General features: G+C 70.7%; 23 protein-coding genes. 10 read left to right on the top strand and 13 right to left on the bottom strand.

Annotated features, from left to right (window positions below):
* Nucleotides 1–18: 18 nt before the first annotated feature.
* Genes VFZ92_RS33300 through VFZ92_RS33310 form a run of 3 tightly spaced genes read right to left on the bottom strand, consistent with a single transcriptional unit; the run spans nucleotide 19 to nucleotide 3,225 of the window.
* Nucleotides 19–555, bottom strand: coding sequence for an HIT domain-containing protein (locus tag VFZ92_RS33300; RefSeq protein ID WP_330880318.1), 537 nt, complete (start codon nucleotides 553–555; stop codon nucleotides 19–21).
* Nucleotides 556–581: 26 nt separating this feature from the next.
* Entirely contained in the window at nucleotides 582–2,639 is a 2,058-nt protein-coding gene (gene thrS, locus VFZ92_RS33305) for a threonine--tRNA ligase (RefSeq protein WP_330880320.1), read from the bottom strand.
* A gap of 37 nt (nucleotides 2,640–2,676) precedes the next feature.
* Nucleotides 2,677–3,225, bottom strand: a complete 549-nt coding sequence (locus VFZ92_RS33310) for a GNAT family protein (RefSeq protein WP_330880322.1) — start codon at nucleotides 3,223–3,225, stop codon at nucleotides 2,677–2,679.
* A 150-nt stretch (nucleotides 3,226–3,375) separates the two neighbouring features.
* On the opposite strand from VFZ92_RS33310, the gene VFZ92_RS33315 reads away from it, so the two are divergent.
* The 3 genes from VFZ92_RS33315 to VFZ92_RS33325 all read left to right on the top strand — a co-directional run bounded on the left by VFZ92_RS33315 (nucleotide 3,376) and on the right by VFZ92_RS33325 (nucleotide 6,899).
* Nucleotides 3,376–3,969 (top strand): hypothetical protein, encoded by a 594-nt coding sequence (locus VFZ92_RS33315; protein ID WP_330880324.1) that lies wholly within the window; start codon nucleotides 3,376–3,378, stop codon nucleotides 3,967–3,969.
* 98 nt (nucleotides 3,970–4,067) lie between these two features.
* Complete coding sequence (locus tag VFZ92_RS33320; RefSeq protein WP_330880325.1) at nucleotides 4,068–6,545, top strand: hypothetical protein; 2,478 nt, start codon at nucleotides 4,068–4,070, stop codon at nucleotides 6,543–6,545.
* A 9-nt stretch (nucleotides 6,546–6,554) separates the two neighbouring features.
* The gene (locus VFZ92_RS33325; RefSeq protein ID WP_330880327.1) at nucleotides 6,555–6,899 is read left to right on the top strand and encodes a hypothetical protein; all 345 of its coding nucleotides are present in this window, start codon (nucleotides 6,555–6,557) and stop codon (nucleotides 6,897–6,899) included.
* Nucleotides 6,900–6,920: 21 nt separating this feature from the next.
* Here VFZ92_RS33325 and VFZ92_RS33330 read toward each other — a convergent pair whose 3' ends face one another.
* Genes VFZ92_RS33330 through VFZ92_RS33350 form a run of 5 tightly spaced genes read right to left on the bottom strand, consistent with a single transcriptional unit; the run spans nucleotide 6,921 to nucleotide 11,832 of the window.
* Nucleotides 6,921–7,649: a FadR/GntR family transcriptional regulator gene (locus VFZ92_RS33330; protein WP_330880329.1), complete on the bottom strand. Its 729-nt coding sequence runs from the start codon at nucleotides 7,647–7,649 to the stop codon at nucleotides 6,921–6,923.
* A complete protein-coding gene (locus VFZ92_RS33335; RefSeq protein WP_330880331.1) occupies nucleotides 7,649–8,416 on the bottom strand; it encodes a 3-oxoacyl-ACP reductase in 768 nt (255 codons plus the stop codon). The genes VFZ92_RS33330 and VFZ92_RS33335 overlap by 1 nt, the downstream gene beginning before the upstream one ends.
* Nucleotides 8,416–9,789: an aldehyde dehydrogenase family protein gene (locus tag VFZ92_RS33340; protein WP_330880333.1), complete on the bottom strand. Its 1,374-nt coding sequence runs from the start codon at nucleotides 9,787–9,789 to the stop codon at nucleotides 8,416–8,418. Before VFZ92_RS33340 ends, VFZ92_RS33335 begins: the two co-directional genes overlap by 1 nt.
* Nucleotides 9,786–10,490 (bottom strand): gamma-glutamyl-gamma-aminobutyrate hydrolase family protein, encoded by a 705-nt coding sequence (locus tag VFZ92_RS33345; RefSeq protein ID WP_330880334.1) that lies wholly within the window; start codon nucleotides 10,488–10,490, stop codon nucleotides 9,786–9,788. The genes VFZ92_RS33340 and VFZ92_RS33345 overlap by 4 nt, the downstream gene beginning before the upstream one ends.
* Complete coding sequence (locus VFZ92_RS33350) at nucleotides 10,471–11,832, bottom strand: glutamine synthetase family protein (protein WP_330880336.1); 1,362 nt, start codon at nucleotides 11,830–11,832, stop codon at nucleotides 10,471–10,473. The genes VFZ92_RS33345 and VFZ92_RS33350 overlap by 20 nt, the downstream gene beginning before the upstream one ends.
* 209 nt (nucleotides 11,833–12,041) lie before the next feature.
* On the opposite strand from VFZ92_RS33350, the gene eat reads away from it, so the two are divergent.
* The 7 genes from eat (at nucleotide 12,042) to VFZ92_RS33385 (ending at nucleotide 19,667) form a co-directional block, all read left to right on the top strand.
* A complete protein-coding gene (gene eat / locus VFZ92_RS33355) occupies nucleotides 12,042–13,466 on the top strand; it encodes an ethanolamine permease (protein ID WP_330880338.1) in 1,425 nt (474 codons plus the stop codon).
* Nucleotides 13,467–13,525: 59 nt separating this feature from the next.
* Nucleotides 13,526–14,386 (top strand): 3-hydroxybutyryl-CoA dehydrogenase, encoded by an 861-nt coding sequence (locus VFZ92_RS33360; protein ID WP_330880339.1) that lies wholly within the window; start codon nucleotides 13,526–13,528, stop codon nucleotides 14,384–14,386.
* Between the two features lie 347 nt (nucleotides 14,387–14,733).
* Nucleotides 14,734–15,153 carry a helix-turn-helix transcriptional regulator gene (locus tag VFZ92_RS33365; RefSeq protein WP_330880341.1) on the top strand — a complete coding sequence of 140 codons (420 nt, stop codon included), beginning with the start codon at nucleotides 14,734–14,736 and terminating at the stop codon, nucleotides 15,151–15,153.
* Nucleotides 15,150–15,671 (top strand): hypothetical protein, encoded by a 522-nt coding sequence (locus tag VFZ92_RS33370; RefSeq protein ID WP_330880343.1) that lies wholly within the window; start codon nucleotides 15,150–15,152, stop codon nucleotides 15,669–15,671. The genes VFZ92_RS33365 and VFZ92_RS33370 overlap by 4 nt, the downstream gene beginning before the upstream one ends.
* Nucleotides 15,662–16,711, top strand: coding sequence for a hypothetical protein (locus tag VFZ92_RS33375; RefSeq protein WP_330880345.1), 1,050 nt, complete (start codon nucleotides 15,662–15,664; stop codon nucleotides 16,709–16,711). The genes VFZ92_RS33370 and VFZ92_RS33375 overlap by 10 nt, the downstream gene beginning before the upstream one ends.
* 468 nt (nucleotides 16,712–17,179) lie before the next feature.
* Nucleotides 17,180–18,274, top strand: coding sequence for a tryptophan dimethylallyltransferase family protein (locus tag VFZ92_RS33380; RefSeq protein ID WP_330880347.1), 1,095 nt, complete (start codon nucleotides 17,180–17,182; stop codon nucleotides 18,272–18,274).
* A 16-nt stretch (nucleotides 18,275–18,290) separates the two neighbouring features.
* Nucleotides 18,291–19,667, top strand: a complete 1,377-nt coding sequence (locus tag VFZ92_RS33385; protein ID WP_330880349.1) for a tryptophanase — start codon at nucleotides 18,291–18,293, stop codon at nucleotides 19,665–19,667.
* A gap of 78 nt (nucleotides 19,668–19,745) precedes the next feature.
* Here VFZ92_RS33385 and VFZ92_RS33390 read toward each other — a convergent pair whose 3' ends face one another.
* From VFZ92_RS33390 to VFZ92_RS33410, 5 genes are all read right to left on the bottom strand, one after another.
* Nucleotides 19,746–20,339, bottom strand: coding sequence for an ATP/GTP-binding protein (locus tag VFZ92_RS33390; RefSeq protein WP_330880351.1), 594 nt, complete (start codon nucleotides 20,337–20,339; stop codon nucleotides 19,746–19,748).
* Nucleotides 20,320–20,691: a DUF742 domain-containing protein gene (locus VFZ92_RS33395; RefSeq protein ID WP_330880353.1), complete on the bottom strand. Its 372-nt coding sequence runs from the start codon at nucleotides 20,689–20,691 to the stop codon at nucleotides 20,320–20,322. The genes VFZ92_RS33390 and VFZ92_RS33395 overlap by 20 nt, the downstream gene beginning before the upstream one ends.
* Nucleotides 20,691–21,128, bottom strand: coding sequence for a roadblock/LC7 domain-containing protein (locus VFZ92_RS33400; protein WP_259628709.1), 438 nt, complete (start codon nucleotides 21,126–21,128; stop codon nucleotides 20,691–20,693). Before VFZ92_RS33400 ends, VFZ92_RS33395 begins: the two co-directional genes overlap by 1 nt.
* A 41-nt stretch (nucleotides 21,129–21,169) precedes the next feature.
* Complete coding sequence (locus VFZ92_RS33405) at nucleotides 21,170–23,614, bottom strand: nitrate- and nitrite sensing domain-containing protein (RefSeq protein ID WP_330880356.1); 2,445 nt, start codon at nucleotides 23,612–23,614, stop codon at nucleotides 21,170–21,172.
* 256 nt (nucleotides 23,615–23,870) lie between these two features.
* Nucleotides 23,871–24,800 (bottom strand): superoxide dismutase, encoded by a 930-nt coding sequence (locus tag VFZ92_RS33410; RefSeq protein ID WP_330880358.1) that lies wholly within the window; start codon nucleotides 24,798–24,800, stop codon nucleotides 23,871–23,873.
* Between the last annotated feature and the right edge of the window lie 225 nt (nucleotides 24,801–25,025).

A 25,025-nucleotide genomic window follows, 5' to 3' on the forward strand; every position in this document is an offset into this window, starting at 1 on the left:
ACCAGCCACCAAAGCCCCCTACTCCACCATCCCCCAAGAATCCGCCAGCATCTGCCGAGTCTCACCCAGCAACTGCGGCAGCACCTTCGTCTGCCCGATCACCGGCATGAAGTTCGCATCCCCACCCCACCGCGGCACCACGTGCTGATGCAGGTGAGCAGCGATCCCGGCCCCGGCCACCACCCCCTGGTTCATCCCGATGTTGAACCCGTGGGGCGCGGCGGCGTGCCGAACCACCCTCATCGCCTTCTGCGTGAACTCGGCGAACTCCACCGTCTCAGCCGCCGTCAGGTCCGTGTAGTCCGGCACGTGCCGATAGGGCAGCACCATCAGGTGCCCCGGGTTGTACGGGTACAGGTTCAGGATCGAGAACACCGCGACCCCGCGCGCCACGATCAACCCGTCGGCATCGTCCAGCTCCACCACCTGGCAGAACGGGCACCCGGCTGGCGACGACCCGACCGGTTTCCCCTCCCCCTTGATGTAGGACATCCGGTGCGGGGTCCACAACCGCTGCAACGCGTCGTGGACCCCGACACCGGCCTGCTCCTCCAAGCCGGAGCCCGCGGATCCCTCGGAACTCACTGCGCCGCCGAGACGGACTCGGCGGTCGGCGACGAGTTCTCCCGCCGCCCGATCCAGTCCACGATCGTCCGCACGGCGCTGTCCACCGGCACCCCGTTGATCTGCGTGCCGTCGCGGAACCGGAACGACACGGCACCGGACTCCACGTCGTTCCCGCCCGCGACCAGCATGAACGGCACCTTCTGCATGGTGTGCGTGCGGATCTTCTTCTGCATCCGGTCGTCCGACACGTCCACGTCGACGCGCACGCCACGGGCGCGCAGGGCGTCGCGCACCGCCAGCAGGTGGTCGACGTGCTCGTCGGCGATCGGGATGCCGACGACCTGCACGGGCGCCAGCCACGCCGGGAACGCGCCCGCGTAGTGCTCGGTCAGCACGCCGAAGAAGCGCTCCACCGACCCGAAGAGGGCGCGGTGGATCATGACCGGGCGCTGGCGCGTGCCGTCGCTGGCGGAGTACTCCAGCTCGAACCGCTCGGGCAGGTTGAAGTCGACCTGGATCGTCGACATCTGCCACGTGCGGCCCAGGGCGTCCTTGGCCTGCACGGAGATCTTCGGGCCGTAGAACGCGGCGCCGCCGGGGTCGGGCACGAGTTCGAGGCCGGAGTCCTCGGCCGCGACGCGCAGCGCCTCGGTCGCGGTCTCCCACACCTCGTCGGAGCCGACGTACTTCTCGTCGTTGCGGGTCGACAGCTCCAGGTAGAAGTCGTCGAGGCCGTAGTCCTTCAGCAGCCCCAGCACGAACGACAGCAGCGACTTCAGCTCGTCCTGCACCTGGTCGGGCGTGCAGAAGATGTGCGCGTCGTCCTGCGTCATGCCGCGAACGCGGGTCAGGCCGTGGATCACCCCGGACTTCTCGTACCGGTACACCGAGCCGAACTCGAACATCCGCAGCGGCAGCTCGCGGTAGGACCGCCCGCGCGACTTGAAGATCAGGTCGTGGAACGGGCAGTTCATCGGCTTGAGGTAGTAGTCCTGGCCCGGCTTGCGGACCGTGCCGTCCTCGTTGTGCTCGGCGTCGAGGTGCATCGCCGGGTACATGCCGTCCTTGTACCAGTCGAGGTGACCGGAGGTCTCGAACAGCGTGCCCTTGGTGATGTGCGGCGAGTAGACGAACTCGTAGCCCTCCTCGGTGTGCCGCTTCCGGGAGTAGTTCTCCATCTCCTGCCGGATGATCCCGCCCTTGGGGTGGAACACGGCCAGGCCGGACCCGATCTCGTCGGGGAAGCTGAACAGGTCCAGCTCGACACCGAGCTTGCGGTGGTCGCGGCGCTCGGCCTCGGCCAGCAGCTCCAGGTGCTTGTCGAGCGCCTCCTGCGACTCCCACGCCGTGCCGTAGATGCGCTGGAGCTGCGGGTTCTTGTCGTTGCCCCGCCAGTACGCGGCGGCGACGCGGCTCAGCTTGAACGCCGGGATGTGCTTGGTCGTCGGCACGTGCGGACCGCGGCACAGGTCGCCCCAGATCCGGTCGCCGGAGCGCGGGTCCAGGTTGTCGTAGATCGTCAGCTCGCCGCCGCCGACCTCCATGACCTCGGCGGTGTCCACGTCGGACTTGATGTCCACCAGTTCGAGCTTGAACGGCTCGGCGGCCAGCTCGGCCTTCGCGGCGTCGACCGACTCGACCACGCGGCGGGAGAACCGCTGCGAGCCCTTGACGATCTGCTTCATCCGCTTCTCCAGCGCGGCCAGGTCGTCGAGCGTGAACGGCCGTTCCACCTGGAAGTCGTAGTAGAAGCCGTCCTTGACCGGCGGGCCGATGCCCAGCTTGGCCTCGGAGAACTGCTGCTGCACTGCCTGGGCCAGCACGTGCGCCGTCGAGTGCCGGATGACCGCGCGGCCGTCCTCGGTGTTGGCCGCGACGGCTTCGACCTCGACGTCCACCCGCGGCACCCACGACAGGTCGCGGAGGTGCCCCTCGGGGTCGCGGACGACCACGATCGCGTCCGGCCCCTTCCCCGGCAGGTCGGCCTCGCGCACCGCCGCCCCCGCGGTGGTCCCCGACGGCACCACCACGCGCGGTGGGGTGACGACGGCTGCGGGACGCGACTCGGACACGGTGACTCCTAGGTGGGTGGGTGCAGGTGCGAACCCGTCAGATGTTATCGGTGCGCAGCGCGCCCATGAGCAGAGCGTCGTGCCACCGGCCGTCCCAGCGCAGCGCGTCGCGCTTGCGCCCCTCCTCCACGAAGCCGCACTTGAGGTAGGACGCGATGGCGCGCGGGTTGAAGTCGTACACCTCCAGCTCGACGCGGTGCAGGCCGATCACGTCGAACGCGTAGCGCAGGACGAGTCGGATCGCCTCGGTCCCGTAGCCCTCGCCCTGCTCGGCGACGAGCGCGATGCGGAAGCCCATGGACTCGTTGTCGACGTCGAGGTCGTTCAGCACGACGTCGCCGAGCAGCTTCCCGTCCTCGGCGCGCAGGACCGCCAGGTCGACGCGGTCGGTCTGCTCCCGGCGGGTCGCGGCGTACCGCTCGACGTCCTCGTAGGTGTGCACGCGGTGGGTGCCCGTCAGCCGGGTCACCTCGGGGTCCTTCCCGCCCTCGTACAGGTCGCGGGCGTGGGTGACGTCCAGCGGGACCAGGCGGACCCGCTCGCCCACGAGGGTCGGTTTGTCGATGACGGCGTGAACGTTGACCATGACGTCGATGCAACCCGGTCCGGGCCGTCTTGTCGCCTCATTTCCGCCTTTCAGGCGAGCGACAGGTTCTCCTCAGCGTCCGCACAGGTCAGGGGCGCACGCTGGCGGTGGGACCGGTGCCGGGCCGGCCCGCGAGACCAGGAGCGCGCCGTGCCCGACCCGAAGGACCTCCCTGGTTCGACCCCCGAACCGACACCTCGGCCACCACGGGCCGAGCAGCCGACGACGCCGCTGCCCTCGACCGACCCGCCGCCACGGCCCGCGCCCGAACCGGCGGCCGCCGCGGCGCAGCAGCCACCTCCCCAGCCCGCGCCGACACCCCGGCCCACCGCTGAGCCGCCCACCTCCGGCGCATCCCGGCCCACCGCCGAACCGCCCACCCCCGAAGCACGGCACCCCGCCGCAGCTCCCCCACCTCCCGGCGCACCGGGCCCGACCGCCCAGCAGCCCGCCGACCAGGTCTCGACCGCTGCCGAGGCACCTCCAGGAGCCCCGGCCCCGCTCCCCGCGCCCGCCCCGCGCCGCCGGTTCCGGCAGGTCGTCGCCCACCGCGCCACCCAACTGGTCGCCGTCGGCGTGCTCGGCCTGATCATCGGCGGCGGTCTCGTGGCCCTGCTGGACCGCGACGGCCACGGCGGCGGCCACGGCCGTCCCGGCATCTCGCGCACGGACGACCGGGGCGCGCCCGGCCCGCGCGGCGGCCACGGCCCGCGCTGGGACGACCACGGCCGCTTCGAGCGCTGACACCCGGCGGCCGCACGTCCGCGGCACCGTGCGACCGGTACCCGGTCGGGTTCCTCGAACACGACGTCGTGATCCACCGCGCCCACTAGTTTCGGGGGATGGATTTCTCCGTCTCGCGGCACGAGGGCGATCCGCTCGACGCCGTCGCCGCGTTCACCGGGACGCACGCTCTCGTCGTGGTCGCCGACCCGGCGTCGTGGGAGAGGATCAGCCTGGGCCTGGAACCGGGGCGGGCGACCACGACCGTGGTGTCCCGCCCGGCCAGGATGTTCACCGCCGTCGCGATCGACCTGCGCGACTTCAGGCAGTCGGCCCGCAAGGCGGCGCTCGCCCTCGTCACCGACGTGCCCGGCGACGTGCTGGCCGTGCACGAGAACAGCCGCTGGGGCAAGGCGGCCTCCACGAACTTCCGCAAGCAGCTCCTCGGGCTGGGCAAGCCGGTGGTGCTCTTCGTCGAGGGCTGGACGGAACTGCCCGGCCTCGACCGGACGGCCGTCCTCGTCGGGACCATCGGCGACACCACCGTGACCGGCTCGCCCGTGCGGGGCGCGGGGAGCGCCCGCGTCGACGACGTCCTCGCGCGGTTCGACTCCTCGCCCGGTCCCGTCCCAGGGCCATGGCGCGACGGCCCCGTCCCAGGGACATGGCCCGACGGCCCCGTCACGACCCCCTGGTCGGTGAACGTCCCGCAGGGCACCTCTGGCGGCACCTACCAGGGCGGTTCCCCGTACGACGGTCCTCACCAGGGATTCCCGCAGCCTCCCGCGTACGAGCAGCGCACCGACCGGCCACGCCTGCGCCCGGCCCGTCCGGAGGCGCGGGCGGTCAACTCGCTGGTCGTCGAACCGGGGCGGGACGACCCCGTCCCCGGCTCCGGGCCGCTCCGACCGGGCGCCGACTACGAGGTGCTGGTGAACATCGGCCCGCACCGCACCGCGAGCCTCCTCACCGAGGCGGACGCCCGCTGGCCCGCCGAGAACCTGCCGGACGGGGCCCTGGCGCTGCGCGCCGTGCTGAGCATGGACGGGACGCTCACCCCGCAGGTCGTCCGCTTCACCCTGCCGGACGACGGGTCCAGCTTCGTCTGCCACTGCGACGCCGGGCACGGCCCGTACTGCGCCCGCCAGCCCTGGGTGCGGTTCCCGATCACCGCGCCGGGAACGCCGACCGTGTGGACAGGTGAGCTGGTCGTCTACTACGGCGTGGTCGCCGTCCACTCCCAGCAGCTCGTGCTGCCCGTCGGCACGACCACCGACAGCGGCCCGCACGCCCGCCTGCTGCACCGCCTGACCAGCACCTTCGCCGACCTCGGCCCGCTCGCGGAACGGGCGGCGAGCATCCTGGTCACCGACGACGGCGCACGGGCGCTGGTCAACGGCGTGCGGTTCGCGGACAACCCGACGTGGATCAGCCCGAACGCCGCCGACAACGCCATCCGCGCGGCGCGGCAGCTCCTGCACGACATCCACCTGGCGGCGGGTCCGGTCAGCAGGATGGACGCCGACCACGGCAAGAGCCTCGCCGACTACACCACCGACCTGGCGAACCTGGCCAGGCACGGCGCGGTGCTCTACGACCGCCTGTTCCACGACAACGTCGTGTTCGACACCCTGCCCGACCTCATCAGGCACGAGGCCGCGTCCCGCGCCCGGCCCGCGGTCCTCAACATCGCCGATCCGGCGATCAGCAACCCCGACCGCGCCCACCCGGTCCCGTGGTCCCTGGTCTACGACCTGCCGATGCCGCAGGACCCGAACGGCGCCTACGCCGTGTGCCCGTCGGTCGCCCGCTTCGGCCCCGGCGCGCCCGCCACCCCGGTGCCGCCGCACTGCCCGGAACCCCACCACAGCGGCAACACGTTGTGCCCCTTCGGTTTCTGGGGCCTGTCGTGCGTGGTCGAACAGCCCGCGAGCACCGGTTCGGTCACCTGGCACGTGCACTCCGGCCGAGCACCGGCGTCGGTCGCGGTGGCCGTCGACCCCGGCCTCGACCCCCGCCTCACCGACGGCCACCTGACCGAGCTGCGAGCGGTGCTGCCACCCGGTTCGGTGGCGTCCAACCTGGTGACGTCGCCGGTCCAACTCGCCAGGGCGCTCGCACCGGAGACGATGGACATCGCCTACCTGTACTGCCACGGCGGCTACTACCGGCTCGCCGCGAACGCCCTGCCGTCCCCGGTGCTCCGCTTCGGCGGCAGCATGGTCGACCCGGTGGAGGTCTCCAACTGGAGGCGCGACCAGGCCGTCTGGCCCCGCCCGCACTGGCCGTCCCGCAAGCCGCTGGTGGTGATGAACGGCTGCCACACCTCGGAGATGACGACCGCGACGCTCTCGAACTTCGTGGACGCCTTCGCCAACCGCGCGGGCGCAGCCGGTGTGGTCGGCACCGAGGTCACCGTCGAGCAGGGCATGGCGGGCTGGGCGATGACCCGGTTCCTCAGCCTCCTGGTGGACGGTGCCGGCGCGGGCCAGGCGCTGCGAGAGGTCCGCTGGCACATGGTCAACCGGGGCAACGTGATGGGTTTGGCCTATACCCTTTACGCGGTCGCGGGGCTGCGCCTGCGACCGCCGTCCTGAGGGGGATAAATGGTGTTCGTGACCGCTGTCGGCGCGCTGCTCTTCGGTCTGGTCGTCGGGTTCATCACCTACCGGACCCTGGTGCGCACGACGGAGAAGGCCGCCATCACCGACCTGGTCGCCGTCGTGGGCGTGCTCGGCGGTGGTGTCGTGACCAACCTGTACGACCCGGCGGGTGAGCAGTTCGCCTGGTACGCCATCGGCCTCGCGCTCGGCATGGCCGCCTTCTTCCTCGCCTACTGGAAGATGAACGGCAAGAAGGCGATCGCCAAGGTCATGGGCGACGACACGATCGTCCTGGGCGCCCCCGCGCCGACGCCCGCCCCGCCCGACCCCACGGGTCCCCAGGCGTAGAGCCCGTCCAGTTCCCGGCCTCTAGCTGAGGAACCCCCGGAGCAGCGCGGCCGTGCCCGACAGGTGCTCGGCCATCTCGCGGCGCGCGGCGTCCGCGTCGCCGTCCAGGATGGCGGTGACGATCCGCTCGTGCTGCTCGTTGGAGTGCGCCAGGTTGGGCTCCAGCAACGGGATCGCGTCCAGCAGCTCGTTGGTCCGCATCCGGACGTCCGCGACGGCCGCGGTGAGCGACGCCGACCCGGTCGCCTCCGCGATGGCCAGGTGCAGGCGCGAGTCGCGGCGCCGGTACTCGGCCACGTCGGCCGCCACGCACTCGGCCAGCCTGCCGCGCAGGTTGCGGCGGTCGTTCTGGCCGAGCGACCGGCTCGCGGCGGCTTCGGCGGCCCCCGCCTCCAGGACCTGCCGCAGCGTCAGCGCGTCCGCGAGGTCCGCGCCGCTGCCCCGGTCCGGCGTGGGCTGGGGCAGCGGCAGGACCTCGTTGACGAACGTGCCGCCGTAGCGGCCCCGGCGCGACTCGACGTACCCGGCCTGCTGCAACGACCTGATGGCCTCGCGCAGGGTCACCCGGCTCACGCCGAGCCTGGTGGCCAGTTCGCGTTCGGCGGGCAGGCGTTCACCGGGCACCGCGACGCCCAGCCGGATCGCTTGCAGCAGGCGTTCGACGGTCTCCTCGAACGCGTTGCCCGCGCGGACCGGCCGGAACACCGCGGCGTCCGCGGTGGACGGTGCCTCCTGCCAGGGCTGGGCCATTACAAGGGCGTCACGTAGGCGCCGGAGATGCCGCCGTCGACCAGGAAGTTCGACGCGGTCATGAACGACGAGTCGTCGCTGGCCAGGAACGCCACCGCGGCGGCGATCTCCTCGGGCTCGGCGAACCGGCCGAGCGGCACGTGCACGAGCCGCCGGGCCGCGCGCTCGGCGTCCTTCGCGAACAGCTCCTTGAGCAGGGGCGTGTTCACCGGGCCGGGGCTCAGGGCGTTGACGCGGACGCCGTCGCGGGCGAACTGCACGCCCAGCTCGCGGCTCATCGCCAGCACGCCGCCCTTGGAGGCGGTGTAGGCGATCTGCGAGGTGGCCGCGCCCATCGTGGCGACGAACGACGCGGTGTTGATCACCGAGCCCCTGCCCGCGTCGAGCATGTACGGGATGACGTACTTGCAGCACAGGTACACCGACGTGAGGTTGACGCGGTTGACCCGCTCCCAGGCCTCGATGCCGGTGGTCAGGATCGAGTCGTCCTCGGGCGGCGAGATGCCCGCGTTGTTGAACGCGATGTCGATCCGCCCGTGCATCCCGTGCACGGCCGCGTAGAGCGAGCGCACGTCCTCCTCGTTGGTCACGTCGACCCGGTGGAACTTGCCGTCCACCTCCTTGGCCGCCGCCTCCCCCGCCTCGCGGTCGATGTCGACGATCACGATCCGCGCGCCCTCCGACGCCAGCCTGCGGGCGGACGCGAGTCCGATGCCGCTACCGCCACCGGTGATCACCGCGACGCGGTCTTCGAGCCGTCGTACCATCAGTTCTGCTCCTCAGACGAGATGAACACGTTCTTGGTCTCGGTGAACGGGTCGAGCGCGTCGGGCCCCAGCTCACGGCCGAGCCCGGACTGCTTGAACCCGCCGAAGGGCGTGGAGTAGCGCACGGACGAGTGCGAGTTGACCGACAGGTTCCCGGCCTCGACGCCGCGCGAGACCCGCAGGGCCCGCCCGACGTCACGGGTCCAGATCGAGCCGGACAGGCCGAACTCGCTGTCGTTGGCCAACCGGATCGCGTCGGCCTCGTCGGTGAACCGCAGCACGGACACGACGGGCCCGAAGATCTCCTCGACGGCGGCCGGGTCGGTGGGCGACACCGGCGCCAGGACCGTTGGCGGGAACCAGTAACCGGGCCCGGAAGGAGCGCTGCCGCGGAACGCCACGGGCGCGTCGGACGGCACGTAGGACGACACCCTCGCGCGGTGCGCGGCGGAGATGAGCGGCCCCATCTCGGTCTTCTCGTCACCGGGGTCGCCGACGACGACCCCCTTGACGGCGGGCTCCAGCAGCTCCATGAACCGGTCGTAGACGCTGTCCTGCACCAGGATCCGCGACCGCGCGCAGCAGTCCTGGCCCGCGTTGTCGAACACGCCGTAGGGCGCGGTGGCGGCGGCCCTCTCCAGGTCGGAGTCCGCGAACACGATGTTCGCCGACTTGCCGCCCAGCTCCAGGGTCACCCGCTTCACCTGGTCCGCGCAGCCCGCCATGATCTGCTTGCCGACGCCGGTCGACCCGGTGAACACGACCTTCCGCACGGCCGGGTGCGTGACGAACCGGTGGCCCACCACGGAACCCCTGCCCGGCAGGACCTGGAACACGTCCTCCGGGATGCCCGCCTCGCGGGCCAGCTCACCGAGCCGGATCGCGGTCAGCGGCGTCAGCTCGGCAGGCTTGAGCACCACCGTGTTGCCCGCCGCCAGCGCGGGCGCGAAGCCCCAGCCCGCGATCGGCATCGGGAAGTTCCACGGCACGATCACGCCGACCACGCCGAGGGGCTCGTGGAAGGTGATGTCCACGCCGCCCGCGACCGGGATCTGCCGCCCGAACAGGCGTTCCGGCGCGGCGGAGTAGTAGTGCAGCACGTCGCGGACGTTGCCCGCCTCCCACCGCGCGTTGCCGATGGTGTGCCCGGAGTTCAGCACCTCCAGCGCGGCCAGCTCCTCCACGGCGGAGTCCACGGCGTCGGCGAACCGGCGCAGCAGCCGCGCCCGGTCGGCGGGCGCGACGGCCCGCCACGACACCAGCGCCCTCTCCGCGCGCGCGATGGCCGCGTCGGTCTCCTCGACCGAGGTGAGGTCGACACCGCGCACGACCTCCTCGGTCGCGGGGTTGATCACGTCGAACGTGCTGGTCACCTGCGGACCCCCTCCTTCGCTGCCCGGACGAGCGCGGCGAACAGCCGCACGTCCTCGATGTCCTGCTCCGGGTGCGACTGCACGCCGAGCACGAATCCGGAGCCCTCCAGCTCCACCCCCTCGACGACCCCGTCCGGCGCCGTGGCCACGGCCCGCAGGCCGGTGCCGAGCGCGTCGAGGGCCTGGTGGTGGTGGCACCGCACCGCAGTCCGCTCGCCGACGATCGCGGCCAGCGCGCTGCCGCGCGCGACGTCGACGACGGTCTCGGCGAACACGCCGGGGCTCTTGACGTGCCCCTCCACGTGCTGGTGCAGCGTGCCGCCGAGGACGACGTTGAGCACCTGCATCCCCCGGCACACGCCGAGCAGCGGCAGGTCCAGCTCCAGGGCGGCGCGGGCGAGCGCGAACTCCGAGTCGTCCCGGCTCTGCCTGGGGGCGTCGGTGAGCGGCCCCGGCTCCTGCCCGTAGGCGGCGGGGTTCACGTCCGCGCCGCCGGTGATCACCAGGCCGTCGAGCCAGCCGATCGTCGAGGACCGCCAGTCCCCGCCGGGCGGCAGCAGGACGGGGTTGCCGCCCGCCGCGCGCACGCACTCGACGTAGGTCTCGTGCAGCACCGCGGCCCTCGTGTCCCACAGGCCGAACCGCACGGGTTCGGCGTAGGTGGTGAGGCCGATGAGGGGTTCAGAGCCGTTCGAAGCCACGCACGCGCTCCCAGTCGGTGACGGCCGCGTCGAACGCGGTCAGCTCGACCTTCGCGGCGTTGAGGTAGTGGTCGACCACGTCGTCGCCGAACGCCTCGCGGGCCAGCTCGCTTCCCGCCAGCGCGTCCGCCGCGTCGCGCAGCGTCGTCGGCACGGTCTCGCGGCCGGAGCTGTAGGCGTTGCCGGAGAACGGCTCCTCCAGCTCCAGCTCGGCGTCCACGCCCTTGAGGCCCGCGGCGATCAGGGCCGCGACGGCCAGGTAGGGGTTCACGTCGCCACCGGGCACGCGGTTCTCGAACCGCAGCGACTGGCCGTGGCCGACGACGCGCAGCGCGCACGTCCGGTTGTCGCGGCCCCAGGCGACGGCCGTCGGCGCGAAGCTGCCGGGCACGAACCGCTTGTAGGAGTTGACGTTCGGCGCGAGGAAGTACGTCAGCTCGCGCAGGTGGGCGAGCTGTCCGGCGAGGAAGTGCTCCATCAGCGTCGAGAACCCGTGCTCGCGGTCACCGGCGAACGCGGGCCGGTCGTCGTCGGTGCGCAGGCTCAGGTGGATGTGGCACGAGTTGCCCTCGCGCTCGTTGTACTTCGCCATGAACGTCAGGCTCTTGCCGTGGTTCGCGGCGATCTCCTTGGCACCGTTCTTGTAGATGCTGTGGTTGTCGCACGTGGCCAGGGCCTCGGTGTAGCGGAACGCGATCTCGTGCTGGCCGGGGTTGCACTCCCCCTTGGCCGACTCGACCTGCATCCCGGCGCCCTCCATACCGCGGCGGATGTCGCGCAGCAGGGGTTCGATCCGGCCGGTGCCCAGGATCGAGTAGTCGACGTTGTACTGGTTGGCGGGCTGGAGGCCGTGGTAGGCCTTGTCCCAGGCCTGCTCGTAGGTGTCGTTGAAGACGATGAACTCCAGCTCCGTGCCCACGAACGCGCGCAGTCCGCGTTCGGCGAGCCGGTCGAGCTGGCGGCGCAGGACCTGCCGGGGCGAGGCGGGGACCGGGTCGCCGTTCTCCCACCGCACGTCGCACACCACCAGCGCGGTGCCGGGCAGCCACGGCAGGCGGCGCAGCGTGCTCAGGTCGGGCTTCATGACGAAGTCGCCGTAGCCGGTGTCCCACGAGGACATCGCGTAGCCGCCGACGGTGTTCATGTCGACGTCCACCGCCATCAGGTAGTTGCAGCCCTCGGTGGCGTGCGACAGCACCTCGTTGACGAAGTACCGCGCGGCGCAGCGCTTGCCCTGGAGCCTGCCCTGCATGTCGACGATGGTGACCAGCACGGTGTCGATCGTGCCCGCCTCCACGTGGGAGCGGAGTTCGACCACGCTGAGCAAACCCTCGCTGTGCATCCAGGTTCCCTTCGCTAAAGGTCTGTTGCGGAACCATTGAGGACTATTGCTACACGGACGCAACAGTCGTGTCAACGCAAGCGTTACGCAGCTAGACACGCATTTGGACGCTTGACACTCCCACGTGACCGGGACCACTCTCAAGTCCCTGTCAAAGGACTACCCCGACTCCAATAGGGAGTGCTGTGGCCGCCGAGGGACGCAAACACGTGGCCTACCAGAAGGTGGGCGAGGACTACCTGGAACACCGTCAGCTGAAGCGGGGTGCGGCGGGCTGGGTCCTCCTGGCCGGCCTCGGCGTCTCGTACGTCATCTCCGGCGACTTCGCGGGCTGGAGCTTCGGCCTGGCGCAAGGCGGGTGGGGCGGCCTGCTGATCGCCACCGCCCTGATGGCGACCATGTACACCTGCATGGTGTTCGGCCTGGCCGAACTCGCCGCCGCCCTGCCCGTCGCGGGAGCGGGCTACGGGTTCGCCCGGCGCGCGCTCGGCCCGCTGGGCGGGTTCGCCACCGGCGTCGCCATCCTCATCGAGTACGCCATCGCACCCGCCGCGATCTCCATCTTCATCGGCGGCTACGTCGAGACGCTGGGGCTGTTCGGCCTCACCAACTCGTGGCCGGTGTACCTGTTCTGCTACGTCGTGTTCATCGGCATCCACGCGTACGGCGTGGGTGAGGCGCTCCGGGTGATGTTCGTGATCACCGGTGTCGCCGTGGTCGCGCTGCTCGCCTACGTCGTCGGGATGATCCCCAAGTTCGACGCGGACAAGCTGTTCGACATCGTGCCGACCGATGCCGTCGGGGCCAGCTCGTTCCTGCCGTTCGGGTTCGTGGGCGTGCTCGGCGCGCTCGTCTACGGGATCTGGTTCTTCCTGGCCGTGGAGGGGGTCCCGCTCGCCGCCGAGGAGGCGCGCGACCCGAGGAGGGACATGCCGCGCGGCATCATCGCGGCCATGGCGGCGCTGCTGGTGTTCGCCGCGCTGATCCTCGTCGTCACGCCCGGCGGCGCGGGCTCGGACGCGGTGAAGAGCGCGGACAACCCGCTGCCGCTGGCCGTGCGGGCGGCGTACGGCGGGGACAACCTGCTCGCGCAGGTGGTGAACTACGTCGGTCTCGCAGGCCTGGTCGCCAGCTTCTTCTCGATCATCTACGCCTACTCGCGGCAGCTGTTCGCGCTGTCCCGCGCGGGCTACCTGCCGCGCTGGATGTCGCGGACGGGCAGGCGCAAGACGCCGTACCTGGCGCTGATCGTGCCCGGCACCATCGGATTCGTCCTCGCCGTCGCCACGAAGGACGGCGCGCTGCTGATCAACATCGCGGTGTTCGGCGCGGCCGTGTCGTACGTGCTGATGATGGTGTCGCACATCGTGCTGCGGATCCGCGAGCCGAACATGGAACGCCCCTACCGCACGCCGGGCGGCGCGATCACCACCGGCGTGGCGCTCGTGCTGGCGCTCGCCGCCGTGGTCGCGACCTTCGTGGTCGACCTGCTCGCCTCCGGCATCACGGCGGGCATCTTCCTCGTCGCCATCGCCTACTTCTGGTTCTACAGCCGCCACCGCCTGGTGGCCGCCGCGCCGGAGGAGGAGTTCGCCGCCATCCAGCAGGCCGAGGCGGAGCTGGCCGACGACTGACCAGCGGTGGAACGGGGCTGGCGTGCCCGTCCCGTTCCACGACCTGGCACGATCGCGGTGTGAGTGACATTCAACGTGTGGGAGTGGTCGGCTCGGGGCTCATGGGCTCCGGGATCGCCGAGGTGTGCGCGCGAGCCGGTCTCGACGTCCTGATCGCCGAGGTGGACCTGGGCGCGACCGAGGCGGCGAAGAAGCGGATCGCGACCTCGCTCGGCCGGGGCGTGCGCAGCGGCAAGCTGTCCGAACAGGACCGCGACGCCGCGCTGGACCGGATGCGGTTCACGACCGACGTCGCCGACTTCGCCGACCGGAACCTGGTCGTCGAGGCCGTGGCGGAGCAGGAGCAGGTCAAGACGGAGGTGTTCACGGCCCTGGACAAGGTCGTGGAGGACCGGAACGCGATCTTCGCGTCGAACACCTCGTCGATCCCGATCATGAAGCTGGGCATGGCCACGAGCCGCCCCGAGCAGGTCATCGGGGTGCACTTCTTCAACCCCGTGCCGGTGCTCAAGCTGGTCGAGCTGGTGCCGTCGCTGCTGACCGGGCAGGAGACGCAGGACCGGGCGCGCGAGTTCGTGACGACCGTGCTGGGCAAGGAGGTCATCCGGTCGCAGGACCGCGCGGGCTTCGTGGTGAACGCCCTGCTGATCCCCTACCTGCTGTCGTCGATCCGGATGCTCGAATCCGGCTTCGCGTCGGCCGAGGACATCGACAACGGCATGGTGCTGGGCTGCGCGCACCCGATGGGCCCGCTGCGCCTGGCCGACCTGATCGGCCTGGACACCACGAAGGCCATCGCCGAGTCGATGTACGACGAGTTCAAGGAGCCGCTGTACTCCCCGCCGCCGCTGCTGCTGCGGATGGTGGACGCGGGTCTGCTGGGCAAGAAGAGCGGTCGGGGCTTCCACAACTACGCGTGACGAGCGTCGAGCGAGGGCCGTTCCACTCCCGTGGGGCGGCCCTCCGGCGCCCTGGAGCGTGCGCGGCGCCGCGGGTTCGCGCGCCCGCGGCACCGCGCACACCCACCCCCCAGTCCCCCCTGGCGCGGTTCCACCACAACGGGGAGGCCGGGCGGAACCGCACCACCATGTCTACCGGAGTGACGTGTTGAACCCAATCCCCAGTTACCGAATCACCCCGATGGAGCACGGCGTTCCCCACGGAGGTTGCCCGCTCCCTTAACTGGGATTGATACTTGCCGCCCGATGCGGGCGTCGTCACGTCGCGTGGGACAGTGATCATCTCAAGCGCGACAGGAGGCGCCGGAGTGACGCAGGACGACCCGCGCGACGCCATCGGAGGCTTCTCCACGTTCGCCGAGCGGTTCGACCACCTCATGTCGCACATCCCGCGGTCGCGGCCGGACGAGAACCGCCGCCGCCGGTCGCCGTTCTACTCCAACGCCGAGATCGGCCGCCTGATCGGCAAGAGCGAGCCGTACATCTCGAACCTGCGGAACAACAAGAGCGACAACCCGACCATGGACGTGATCGTCGCCATCGCGGAGGTCTTCGCGGTGCACCCCGGCGACCTCATACCGGTCGCCACGACCCACCGCAGGACCCACTCCAGCCGGGCCATGCACATCGCCGCCCGCGCCCAGCACCTGAGCCCCCGGTCGCTGGAGACCCTGGAGGCGATGGTCGAGCACTTCGCGGCGACCGACGCGGCGCACGACGAGACGTGACCGGCCGGGACCGGTTCGACGACGTCCAGCACGTGGTCGACGCGGCCCTGGCCGCGCTGCGCCGGAACGGCGTCACCATCCCGTCCCCGTGGGACGCCCGCGCGCTGTGCGACGACCTGGCCGCGCTGCGCGGCAGGCCCGTCCACCTCGTGCCCGGCTCCCGGTTCGGCTGGCGGTTCGACCACCTGTGGACCTCCGGCGACAACGCGGACTTCATCGTCCGGGCCGACCGCTCCAGCCCGGTGCACCAGCGGCACGGCGTCCTGCACGAGATCGGCCACCTGGTCCTCGGGCACGCCTGCGTGCCGATCGCTCCCGGAGCGGGGCCGGGGGCACCGCGCCCGCGCCTGGGCTACGACGACCCGGACGAGGTCGAGGCGGAGTGCTCCGCCACCACCGCGGGTCTGGAGGCCGAGGCCAGGCCGGGTGCCGTGGTCAGCACGCTCACCCCGGAGGACCGGGCCGCCGCCGACCGGCTCGCCGTGATGCTGGGCACCGAGGCGGTCACGTGGAACTGACGTCGTGGGTGCTGGTCGGCTCCACGGCGTCGGGCGCGGCGGCGGTCGTGAGCACCGCCTACGCGCTGCTGCGCGGCGGCTCCGCGGCGACGCGCCACCTCGCCGCCGGGGTCGCGCTGCTGACGACCGCGCTGTTCGTCCAGGCGGCTCCCGCGCGCACGTTCACGTTCGGCTCGCCGCACCTGGCGTGGACGCTCCAGCACGTCGCCGCGCTCGGAGCCGCCTACCTGGTCCCGTCGGGGTTCGCGCGCGTGGTCGAGGGCTCGCAGGACGGGGTCGACCGCTTCCCCCGGCCGCGCCTGGCGCTGCTGTGGGTCGCGCTCGCGGTGGTCGTCGGGTGCTTCGCCGCCCGCCCGCACGCGTCGGACTGGCTCTTCAGCCCCGCGGGCCGCTACGAGGCGGGCGGGCCCGGCGACCCGTTCGCGGCACTGGCCCACGCCACCTTCGGCGCCTACCTCGCCCGGGCCGTGGCCGCGGTGATCGGGCTGTCCCGGCGCACGGCCCGCCTGGCGAGGGCGGCGGGACGCGGACGCGTGGCGACCGGGATGCTGGTGCACGCGTGGGGCGAGGTGCCGATCCTCGTCTTCGCCCTGCACGTGGTCGCCGACAACACCGCCCTGCTGTTCGGGGTGGTGCCGCCGTGGCCGGAGGCGGCCGTCGACCAGGTGCTGATGCCGTTCGGCACGTGCCTGCTCCTGCTGGGCCTCGCCATCGCGCGGCGGGCGGCGGGAGCCACCTCCGGCGCTTCCGTTACCACCGGTACCGCGCGCTCGTCCATCCACTGTGGACCGGGGTCACGGGGGTGGTGCCGTCCGTCGCCCACACCGACCTCCCCGCGGCAGGCGGGTTCCTGCCCGGCCCGCACGCCGAGCGGCACGCCTACCGGACGTGGTGGAGCTGCGCGACGCGCTGGTCCCGCTGTGCCAGGTCGGGATCGACGTCCCGGACTCCGACGGGACCGAGGAGGGGGCGGCGAGACGGGCGGCCGAGGTGTTCGCGGCGGGTCTGCCCGCCTGGCGGGCGGGCGCGCGTCCCGGTGACGGGGAACCCGTGGACCCGCCGGTGACCTCGGCGCCGACCCTCTTGATCGAGTTGCGCTGGTGGGTCCGGGTCGTGAAAGTGGCGGACTCGATAACGACGGATCCTCACAACTCACCCCTGGTGAACGGGACATCCGACGACCCCCCGAACGGCAAAACCAATTCGAAACACGGCTTCCGCAACCTGGGTTAAGTTTTCCACCCACGGGAATCAGGCGAAACTACAACCCGTGACCAGAGTCTCAGGTGGACTAGTGCAAGCGAATGAACAGGGTGGGAGTCAAGGGTCCGAATAGCCTACCATCGCTTACCCGAGCCACCCCGACAAAGGCCCCTAATTGACGCTTGACCCTGAGTCAATTGTGTGGAGGTTCACTCAGAGTCCAGCTAGCACAACGGCATTCGGGTGGACAAAAGCCTCCAGCGGAGCGTACCTTTTCCCACGCCACGGACAAGGAGTGTCGCATCGTGAACCCCACAGGCGTCTCGATTCGAGATTTTGGCGGTAGTCAACTTCGCGACCTACTTCATTCCGTCCACCTGGGTGGTATCGCGAATAATTCAGTCGAACTCCTGAGCGAGACACTTGGCCCAGGCGGCTTTCGGCCATTGTCCAATTCCCCCTCGTGGCGCTCGGGCGTGGCCGACGACCACACACCGTTCGAGTTCTCCACGGCCTTCGCGGTCGGCGAGCCCGCGATGGTCAGGGTGCTCGTCGAGCCGACGGCCGCCGAACCGAGCCCCGCGGCCAACATGGACGCGGCGCTGGACGTGCTGGACTCGCTCGCCGGGCGCCACGGGCTCCCGCTGGACCGCTTCGACGCCGTGCGGGACCTGTTCCTGCCGTCCGAGCCGCAGGGCGAGTTCTCCCTGTGGTTCTCCCTGGTGTTCCGCGCCGACGCGAAGCCGGTCATCAAGGTCTACCTGAACCCCGAGGTGCGCGGCCGGGCCGAGGCCCCGCTGCTGGTCGGCGAGGGACTGGCCCGCCTCGGCTACGGCGCCGGGCACGCCACGATCGTCGACCACGCGCGCAGGCGCGGCGACCTGGACCGGTACTCGTTCTTCGCGCTCGACCTCACCGAGTCCTCGGGCGCCCGCGCCAAGGTCTACCTGTCCCACCAGGACGCCACCCCGGACGACGCGGTGGTCGCCGCGAGCGCGGCCCACGGCGTGGACGCCGAGACCGTGCGCGACTTCTGCCTGGTCGCGGGCGGGCGGTCCGATCCGTTCACCGGACGGCCCCTGATCTCCAGCTACACGTTCCTGCCCGGCGACGTCGACCGGCCGAGCGGCTACTCGCTCTACCTGCCGGTGCGGTCCTACGTCAACGACGACAGCGAGGCGCGGCTGCGCGTCCTCGCCACCCTCGACCAGCACCTGATCGACCCCACCGCGTTCCGCAGCGCGCTGGGGGCCGTCGCGAGGCGTCCGCTCGCCGACGGCGTCGGGCTCATCGCGCACGTGTCGCTGCGCATCGGCGCACCGCGTCCCGGTGTCACGGTCTACCTGTCGTCGGAAGCCCACAGCACGGCTTCGCCGAGAGTCGCAACGCTGGTCAGCTAGGAGAAAGAACACCGTCATGCCCCTCATGGAGCCGTACCGGATCAAGGTCGTCGAACCGATCCCGATCACCACACGCCCCTACCGCGAGCTCGCCCTCGCCCGCGCCGGGTACAACCAGTTCAACCTGACGGCCGAGGACGTCACCATCGACCTCCTCAGCGACTCCGGCACCGGCGCGCTGTCCGCCGAGCAGCAGGCCGCGGGCATCAGGGGCGACGAGACCTACGCGGGCTCCAGGTCGTTCTTCCGCTTCCGCGACGTCGTGACCGAGCTGACCGGGTACGAGCACATCTACCCCGTGCACCAGGGCCGCGGCGCCGAGCGGATCCTGTTCTCCTCGCTGCTCAAGCCGGGCCAGGTGTGCGTCAGCAACACGCACTTCGACACCACCCGCGCGAACGTCGAGCTGGCCCACGCCGTGGCCCTGGACCTGCCGTGCCAGGAGTCGAAGGACCTCGACAGCGACCACCCGTTCAAGGGCGACGTCGACCTGGCGGCGCTGCGGGCGGTGCTGGAGGGCCCCGAGGACGTCGGCCTGGTGCTCATGACGATCACCAACAACGGCGGCGGCGGTCAGCCGGTGTCGATGGCGAACCTGGAGGCCGTCGCGGGGCTCGCCCGCGCGCACGGCGTGCCGTTCTTCCTGGACGCGGCCCGGTTCGCCGAGAACGCGTGGCTGGTGACCGAGCGCGAGCCCGGCTACGGCGACCAGACGCCGCGCGAGGTGGCCCGGCGGGCGTTCGCGCTGGCCGACGGCTGCGTGGCCAGCCTGAAGAAGGACGGCATCGTCCACATCGGGGGGCTGCTCGCGATGCGGGACCCGGAGCTGGCCAAGCGGTGCGAGCTCCTGCTGATCGCGACCGAGGGCTTCAAGACCTACGGCGGACTCGCGGGCCGCGACCTGGACATGCTGGCCCAGGGGCTGCTGGAGGTCACCGAGCCGACCTACCTGCGCGCCCGCGCCTCCGCCACGGCGTACCTCGCGGACCTGGCGCGGCGCGGTGGCGTGGACAGCGTCCGGCCGACCGGGGTGCACGCGGTCTACCTGAACGCGGGCAGGCTGCTGCCGCACCTGCCGTCGGAGAGCTTCCCCGGTCACGCGCTGGCGTTGGAGCTGTTCCTGGCGGGCGGCATCCGGTGCGCCGAGGTCGGCTCGCTGTACCTGGGCGAGCTGGACGAGGACGGGAGGATGCTGAAACCCGCGCCCTACGAGCTGGTGCGGCTCGCGATCCCACGCCGCGTCTACACCCAGAGCCACCTGGAGTACGTGGGCGAGGTCATCGCGGGCATCGCGAAGGACCCGGAGCGCGTCCCCGGCTACCGGATGGTCTACGCGCCGCCCCTGCTGCGGCCGTTCAACTGCACGCTGGAGCCGCTCGCACAACGGTCGTAGCGGCCCACCGGCACCCCGCCAGCCCGACACGGCGAAAGGCCCCCCACGAGTCCGTGGGGGGCCTTTCCCGCGTGGTCGTCAGGCCATCGCGTCGAGCCGCGACATCGCGTGCTCGATGATGCCGACGAGCACGGACTTGCTCGACTCGCGGTCGCGCACGTCGCACAGCATGACCGGGATCGACTTGTCCAGGTCGAGCGCTCCGCGCACCTCGTCGACGGCGTACTTGTGCGCGTCGTCGAAGCAGTTCACCGCGACGATGAACGGGATGTCGCGGCGCTCGAAGAAGTCGATCGACGGGAAGCTGCTGTCCAGCCTGCGGGTGTCGACCAGCACGACGGCGCCGATCGCGCCCTGCGCCAGCTCGTCCCACATGAACCAGAAGCGACCCTGTCCGGGCGTGCCGAAGAGGTACAGCACGATCTCGGGGCTGATCGTGATGCGGCCGAAGTCCAGGGCGACCGTGGTCGTGGTCTTGCCCTCGACGCCCGCCAGGTCGTCGACGCCGACGCTCGCCTCGGTCAGCAGCTCCTCGGTGTGCAGCGGAGCGATCTCGCTGACCGACTTGACCATCGTCGTCTTGCCGGTGCCGAAGCCACCGGCGATGACGATCTTGACTGGGGTGGGAACGAGCAGCTCTCCGCCCGGCCGCTCAGATTCCACGGACGCCATCCAGCACCGCCTGAAGTAGGTTCCTGTCCGGAATTTCCGCGACCCGCGCGGGGTCGCGGATGACGACGTCACCGCGCTGGATGAGGTCGCTCAACAACACCTTCACCACGACGAGCGGGACGTCGAGGTAGGCGGCGACCTCGGCGACCGACAGCGGGCGCCTGCACAGCTCCATGATCTCCAAGTGCTCCACCGTCAGCGACTCCGGGTCGGAGGCCGACGGCATCGCGCGCACCTGGGTCACGAGGTGCAGCTCGGCGGTCACCGGGCGGGTGCGGCCACGCACCATCGCGTACGGACGCACCACCGGACCGGCGGCCTCGTCGTACCACCAATCGCCGCGGCCGGTCATCAGGACGACCTACGGGCCGAAGGCAGCGGCGGTACTACTTCGACCCTCGGCGCCGAGGAGAGGTAAGTACCGACTCTTTTCACGAGCATGTTCATCTCGTAGGCGATCATGCCCATGTCGGCGTCCTCCTCCCCGAGCACAGCGAGGCACGCCCCGTGGCCCGCCGCTGTGACGAACAGGTAGGCGTGCTCCATCTCGACGATGGTCTGCCGCACCGCTCCTCCGCCGAACTGCCGTCCGGTCCCTCTGGCGAGGCTCTGGAACGCGGACGCCATCGCGGACAGGTGGTCCGAGTCGTCCTTCGACAGTCCCGGAGACCGGCCGAGGAGGAGCCCGTCCGCGGAGAGGACCACGGCGTGCCGTGCTCCCACCACGCGGCCGACCAGGTCTTCCAACAACCAGTTCAGTTCGTGGTGCTGGCTGTTCATGTCGTTCATGTGGAGATTGCCCCTTCCAGGCTCACGTCATCCACGACGAATCACGGTTCGAGGTCGTTGTCGCTGCGACGAGCCTCGCGCGCGCCCTTTTGGAATGCCGCCAAGCCCTGACGTGTGCGTTCGGCCGACCGTTCTATCTCGGCCTCCGCGATGGGTGCGGGGGCCGTGAGGTGTTCGTCGGTCGCCAGTTGTGGCGCCAGGTTCTGCTGGCGGCGTCTGCGAGGGAGCTCTGGCCGGTCCCGCGGCGAATTCATCTCCATCTGCACGGTCTCCGGCGCCTCCGGGTCGTCCACCGGCCATTGGGCTTCCCTCGGTCGCTGGGGCAACTCCACCTGTGCGATCACGGACGATCGCGGCGCTGCGTGGGAATCTCCGGCGACGTCCGTCTCCGCTTTCGCCCAGAAGTCTTCCACTCCACTGGAAAACTCGCCTGGTGCGCCCGGAAACCTGGCGTCCTCGCCGAGGTCGCCCTGGCGGGCCGCCTCAGAGTGGACGAGGTTGTGCTCCGGCGCGCCGCGCCGCGTCGCGACCTCGGCGGCGTTCGCGGGCTCGACGTTGGCCGAGGGGCCCGCGATGATCTCGGACGGGATGAGCACGAGCGCGAGGGTGCCGCCGTAGAGCGACTCGCGCAGCTCGACGCGGATCTTGCGGCGGTCGGCGAGGCGGGCGACCACGAACAGCCCGAGCCGCGACTCCCCGCGCAGCGACATGGCGTCGAACTCGGGTGGGTTGGCGAGCATCTCGTTGGCGCGGGCCCGGTCCTCCGGGCTCATGCCGAGGCCGTGGTCCTCGATCTCGACCACGATGCCCTGGGGCACCTGGCTGCTGTGCACCTGGACCTGGGAGCGGGGCGACGAGAACGCCGTGGCGTTGTCGACCAGCTCCGCGACCAGGTGGATCGTGTCGGCGACCGCGCCGCCGACCAGCGCCGTCTCGGGCACCGGGTTCATCTTGACGCGCACGTACTGCTCGGTCTCGGCGACCCCCGCCCGCAGGATGTCGATCATGCGCACGGGCTTGCGCCACTGACGGCCGGGCTGCTCACCGGCGAGGATGATCAGGTTCTCGGCGTTGCGGCGGGCGCGGGTGGCGAGGTGGTCGAGCTGGAACAGCGCGTCGAGCTGGTCCGGGTTCTCCTCCTCGCGCTCCAGCTTGTCGAGGATCTTGAGCTGGCGGTGCACGAGGCCCTGGTTGCGGTGCGCGATGTCGAGGAACACGCGGTTCACACCGTCGCGGACCTGGCTCTCCTTGACCGCCGCGGCGACGGCCGTGAACTGCGCCGCGTTGAACGCGTCGGCCACCTGCCCGATCTCGTCCTGCCCGTAGTCGAGCGGCGGGACCTCGGTCTCCACGTCGACGTGCTCGCCCTTGCGCAGGCGGTCGACGATGCTCGGCAGCCGCTCGTGCGCCAGGTCGAGCGAGTCGTTCTTGAGCTTGACCAGGCGCGAGATGAGGGCGCGGTTGACCAGGCGGTTGGAGATCCGCACGGCCACGACGATGCCGATGATCACCGCGAGCAGCGCGATCAGGCTGCCGATGAGGACCGTGTTGAACTTGTTCTCGCCGTTGGCCAGCGTGAAGTCGGCGACGGCCGTGGCCTGCTCGCTGACCAGCTCGGTCAGCTCGGCGTTGACCGGGGTCGTGGCCGCCTGCCAGTCCGCGAGGGAGACGACCCGCGAGATCTGCTCCTCGTTGCGGATCAGACCCGCCTGGTAGGACTCGGTCCTCTTCCAGTCCTCGGTGCTGGTGATCTTGCGGTAGTGGTCGCGCACGGTCGGCTCGGCGTAGGGCTCGATGGCGCCGAGCGCCGAGCGGTACGCGCCGACCAGGTTCGCGAACTCCACCCGGTCGTCCGGGGTGAAGTCACCCGCGGCCAGCGCGCCGGACGCGAGCGAGGTCGAGCGGGACATCCAGTCGGCGGCCTGGAAGTACTGGATGCCCGCGAGGGCACCCTGCACGGACTCCGGGTCGGGCACGATGCGCGCCTGGACGTTGAACAGCGCGATGCCCGCGTCGAGCACGCTGTTGTAGTAGTCGTAGATCTCCCGCTTCGGGACCTTGGCGGCCTCGACCTGGGCGCGCCGGTTCGGGAGCTGCGTCAGCAGGCCGTTCAGGTTGTTGATGCCGTCGACCACCTGCTGCGGCGCTGCGGACGCCAGTTCGGCGAAGGCGGCCTTCATGGTGCTGACCTTCTCGTCGGTCCGCAGCTGCTGCGCGCGCAGGTCGGCCGCGCTGGCTCCCGGCTGGCCGAGGCTGGTCATGCTCAGCTCGCGCTCCTGCTGGATCGCGGCGAACGTGGAGACGGCGGGGATCGAGGCGTCCTTCACACCGGCGGCGACCGAACGCTGGTAGAAACCGTCGAAGACGGTGTAGGACGAGAACAGCGCCCACATCACCAACAACACGACACTGGGGACGACCACGACACCGGTGAGTCGTGACCGGATGGTCTTGTAGTTCGTCTCCGAACTGCTCTTCTGCTTCACAGCGCTCCGCAGCTTCGTGAAATCTGGTTTTGCCAGGGCAGGCGCTGCACGAGAGTCCGCCAGCGGCCACTTCATTCGTTTGGCCACGAAACGGTAACACTGAAGATCATCATTACCAAGAGGCAGCGGTCACTCGCACGGCGCGAGCGAGAGGGTACCCATTCGTGTGACGCATGGGAACACGGGGCCGACGTGGAATCCCGGAAATGGGAACGCCGACCCCGTCACCTCCCCGTTTACCTCCTGTTAGCGCGCGTCACGGCTTGGGGATGGCCACGGCGTTATACGTCGTCTCCGGCGTCGGCGGGGTCGTGAACCGCGCGTTCGGCAAGTAGAGCTTCCGACCGAAGGAGGCGACCGTCGTCGGCACATCAAACCGAGGATCAGTCACTTTTGTCACCAGGGAACCGCGGGTTCCCGCGCGGTCGAGCGAGAACTCCGCGACCGTGTTCAGCCTGTTCTGCACCACGTAGAGCGTTCGCCCCTCGACCAGCAGGCCGTCACCGTTGGTCAGCACCTCGCCCCCGAGGTCGACCTCCTCCGTCGCGCCGGAGGCGGGGTCGACGCGGAACAGCTTGCCCGTGTTGCTCTGCACGACCAGCAGTGCGCGCCCGTCCGGCGTCTCCGCGATGCCGTTCGCGTTGTTGACGCCGGGCGTCAGCACGAAGTCGCCGGTCAACGGCACCGTGACCGCCGCCTCCGGCAACGACCCGCCCCGGCCGAGGGCCAGTTTGTAAAGCACCGATTTGCGCGAGTCCGTGAACCACACCGCCCGGTCGGCGACCACGACGTCGTTGACGAACGTGTCGGCGTCCGGGGAGAACCGGTAGCTCCTCAGGATCGCGCCGGACCGCGCGTCGACCACCCGGCCGTTGCCCGCGGTGCCACCCGCGACGAACAGCCTCTTCCGCGCGTCGACCTTCAGCCCGACCGAGGGCGTTCCGGGCCCCTGGCTGAACACGGAACCGGTTCCGGTGCGCAGGTCGACCCGGTAGATCGACCCGTCACCGCGCGACCCGAAGTACGCGGTCGGCTCGGTTCCGATCGCGATGCCCTCGGGCAGGAAACCGCTGGGTAGCGCGAACTCCGTCGGGAACGCGCGACCGTGGTCCGCCGTTGCCGGTACCGCGCTCACCAGTGACAGACCGAGTACCGCGGCGGCCATCACGCCGATTCTGCGAGACATGCCCAACTCCTGTCCGTTCGCGCGGTTCGTGTCCGCGACGACTGGGAGTCTTTCGCAACGACCGCGACCGAACCACCGCTCTTCAGCAAACCGACAGGCCGGAATGGGGGAACGGCGCCATAGAAGATGCGAATAACCTTCACGGATTGGCGTTGAGGGGGAAATGCGCCGCGCGTGGACGTGATCCGCCATCACGGCGGTGATGAATTCCGCACTGGTGCGGCA

This window comes from Umezawaea sp. (assembly GCF_036375055.1).
Classification (GTDB): Bacteria; Actinomycetota; Actinomycetes; order Mycobacteriales; family Pseudonocardiaceae; genus Umezawaea.